Source organism: Okeania sp. (assembly GCF_983059655.1).
Window position 1 is genome coordinate 1 of the sequence record NZ_CEZPJD010000929.1, and the last position, 2,828, is coordinate 2,828.

4 protein-coding genes are annotated in these 2,828 nt (G+C 39.3%); 1 reads left to right on the plus strand and 3 read right to left on the minus strand.

The window, feature by feature from the left end:
* Positions 1 to 177: 177 nt before the first annotated feature.
* Positions 178 to 660 (minus strand): acyl-CoA thioesterase, encoded by a 483-nt coding sequence (locus AC3DU7_RS30280; protein ID WP_488042944.1) that lies wholly within the window; start codon positions 658 to 660, stop codon positions 178 to 180.
* Between the two features lie 104 nt (positions 661 to 764).
* Between AC3DU7_RS30280 and AC3DU7_RS30285 the strand changes: the two genes are divergently transcribed.
* Positions 765 to 1,619 carry a universal stress protein gene (locus AC3DU7_RS30285; RefSeq protein ID WP_488042945.1) on the plus strand — a complete coding sequence of 285 codons (855 nt, stop codon included), beginning with the start codon at positions 765 to 767 and terminating at the stop codon, positions 1,617 to 1,619.
* Positions 1,620 to 1,877: 258 nt separating this feature from the next.
* Here the strand turns inward: AC3DU7_RS30285 and psbM are convergent, their stop codons facing one another.
* Positions 1,878 to 1,982 carry a photosystem II reaction center protein PsbM gene (gene psbM / locus AC3DU7_RS30290; RefSeq protein WP_124147322.1) on the minus strand — a complete coding sequence of 35 codons (105 nt, stop codon included), beginning with the start codon at positions 1,980 to 1,982 and terminating at the stop codon, positions 1,878 to 1,880.
* 53 nt (positions 1,983 to 2,035) lie between these two features.
* Complete coding sequence (locus AC3DU7_RS30295; RefSeq protein WP_488042946.1) at positions 2,036 to 2,341, minus strand: 2Fe-2S iron-sulfur cluster-binding protein; 306 nt, start codon at positions 2,339 to 2,341, stop codon at positions 2,036 to 2,038.
* Between the last annotated feature and the right edge of the window lie 487 nt (positions 2,342 to 2,828).

The window sequence follows — 2,828 nt, forward strand, 5'->3', positions numbered from 1 at the left end:
TGCCTGTTGCCTGTTGCCTGTTGCCTGTTGCCTGTTGCCTGTTGCCTGTTGCCTGATATTTTGACAGAGAAGCGTGAGATACAAAATTCGTAATTTTTAGGGAGTAAGTTCATAAGCAAAATTAATTACACATCCTATTGACTTTCTGTTCCCTGTTCCCTATTCCCTATTCCCTGATTAATAAAGCTTAGTTAAAGCCGCTTCTACTTTTGGAGGTAAACGACGCATAATTTTGCCTTTCTCTCGGTCAACAGTTACCAACGTAACTTTGGCTGAAACATATAATTCTTGACCATCCAAAGACTGAATTTGGTAATCCCAGTCTAGTTTGACTCCTTGAGTATTTGTCATGCGAGTCCTAACTGCAACTACCATACCAAACTTGACCGCTTTGTGATAACGTACTGAAAGTTCTACTACTGGTAAATCGCAGCCAAGGTTAACCAACTCAGCATAGTCAATACCAATAGAACGCAAACTTTCTACTCGTGCTTCCTCCATCCAGGAAATATAAGTCCCATGCCAAACAACACCAGCATAGTCAGTGTGGTGAGGATGAACTCGAACTATATATTCAAACCAAGCATCTGATTTCTGAGTAGATCGATTTTCAATTGCACTTGTAGGTAACTGAGATTGAGATTGTTCTGATGAGGCCACTTTACAAAATTTGCTAAAACGCTACATTTCTCAAAGTTATCATGGGTGCGGGAGATCTATGCTAGTTTTACAAGTTATTATTTGCTGATTCACTCAACTAAAATATGATAAACAAAATTTTGCTAGCTGTTGCTGGTCGGGGACTATGTGAACAGATGCTCAATATGTTGATGGACATCCCCTACTTTCAAGTAGCATCTGTGACTGTATTGCACGTTGTACCCCCTCAAGCTAGTGCAGAAGGTATGTCTGCTAAGTTAGAAGAAGGTGGAAAAATTCTGGCAGAGGCTGTCCAATCTTTAAAAATAGATCCAAAAAAAGTCAATCCCCGACTCAAACAAGGAGACCCTAAGGATATTGTTTGTCAAGTGGCTGATGAAGAACAATCTGAACTAATTATTATGGGTTCTCGGGGCTTAGGCAAACTGCAAGCTATTCTAGAAAATTCAGTTAGTCAATATGTTTTCCAGTTAACTTCTCATCCGATGTTACTAGTGAAAGACGATATCTACGTCAAAAAAATTAGAAATGTGATGGTTGCCCTAGACTCATCAGAAGGAGGAAAAAGTTCTCTACGGTTAGCTATTTCCTTAGTGAATCAAATTCCTGGGGGAAAATTAATTTTGAGCCATGTTAAGAAAGATCCCAGTGGAAAATCAATGCAGGATTATACTGCCGATGCAGAAAAAGACCCTGTTGTAGCCGAAGCTGTAGTAGAAGCAAAAAAAATGGGTATTAAATATAGTTGTGTTGCTGCTAGTGGTAAACCTGGTCCAGAAATTTGTAAAATTTCCCAGGATTTGAATGTAGACCTATTGATATTGGGTTCGCCGGACCGCCGTCCATCCAGTGCCAAGAATCTTGTGGACCTCGATCGACTATTAGGAAATTCTCTATCGGACTATGTGCGGGTTTATGCCAATTGTCCTGTATTGTTAGCTCGCCAGAGTGCTAGTTAACTAGCTATCAGCTCTTCAGCTATCAGCCTAAAAATTTGTGCTTATTTAATGGTATCTGTTTGCGGAGCATTCCGGACCGAAAAGCTTGTCGTTTAATTTTAGGAGGGGTTGGTCATCTCCTTTCCTCTGGAATGCTCCACTTTCTGCGCAAAGCTGACCGCTGATTGCTGAACTGCTAAACGCTTTTAGACAAAAACAGCAAAGTAGGAGGACAATTTTTTAAATTATGCTCCTACTCTGAGTTTGTAAACTGTTAATTTAGCTTTCGTTGTTGCCAGTTTGAATATACAAAATGATTAAGAAAACGGCTGGCACAAATATGAACAAAATGGTTGCCACAAAGCCTAAATCATTAACTGCCATGATTAACCCACCTTGAATTGAAAAAACCACAAGGTTAAGAATACCATTATTTGCTATTTGCGTTTTGGTTTTGTTTTGATGGTAACAGGACCATTAACCATGGTCTGACAAGCTAGTCTATAAGAAGGGGGTTTCTTCTTTAACTTTTTTTCTTCTACTTCAGTACGAGGTGAAAGATTTTCCAGACCTTCAACTACTTCTACGACACAGGTTCCACATTGCCCATAGCCTCCACAATTCATCATTTTGCCTGTAAAGGTGTAGAGGTCAATGCGGTTTTCTAGAGCCTTGATTCTTAAATTTGCTCCATCAGCAGCAATTATTTCCTGGTTTTCTTGTTCAAATTTGATGTTGGCCATTATGAATTATTAATTTATATTGAGATTGGTAATTCTAAAAAAATGTTAACTAATGTTGAGAAGTTTAATATCATATTTCGGTTGAATACTCATAAATAACTTAGTTAGGAGTCGGGAGTCAGGAATCAGGAGTCAGGAGTCAGTAAGAATCAAGGATGATAATGGGAATTATCTAGGGATATTCCGGCATTTTATGTCTGCATTGAATGGAAGTAGAAAGTGCGTTAATTGTATAGCCGGATTTTATAGCAATGAGCGCTGGTATATTTACAAATTACAGAAGGGGCCAAATAGCTAAAAGTCTTATATTGTCGGCAATTTATTCCCCTTATTGCCTATCTTGGTCAGCATTCCACAAGGGAGCTGGTGTCGTCGCGGGGTCTGACCGCTGTTGCCAGATGAGCTGTTGCCTGCCCACAGCGCTATATATAATTTGTTCTGTAGGAAGAAGGCAGAAGAAAAAGCCACTATAAAACTCAGAGAAAGT

Excerpts from the sequence above, each read along its gene's own strand:
- AC3DU7_RS30285 (WP_488042945.1), top strand. The coding sequence starts at position 765 with ATGATAAACAAAATTTTGCTAGCTGTTGCTGGTCGGGGACTATGTGAA.
- psbM (WP_124147322.1), bottom strand. The coding sequence starts at position 1,982 with ATGGCAGTTAATGATTTAGGCTTTGTGGCAACCATTTTGTTCATATTT.
- AC3DU7_RS30295 (WP_488042946.1), bottom strand. The coding sequence starts at position 2,341 with ATGGCCAACATCAAATTTGAACAAGAAAACCAGGAAATAATTGCTGCT.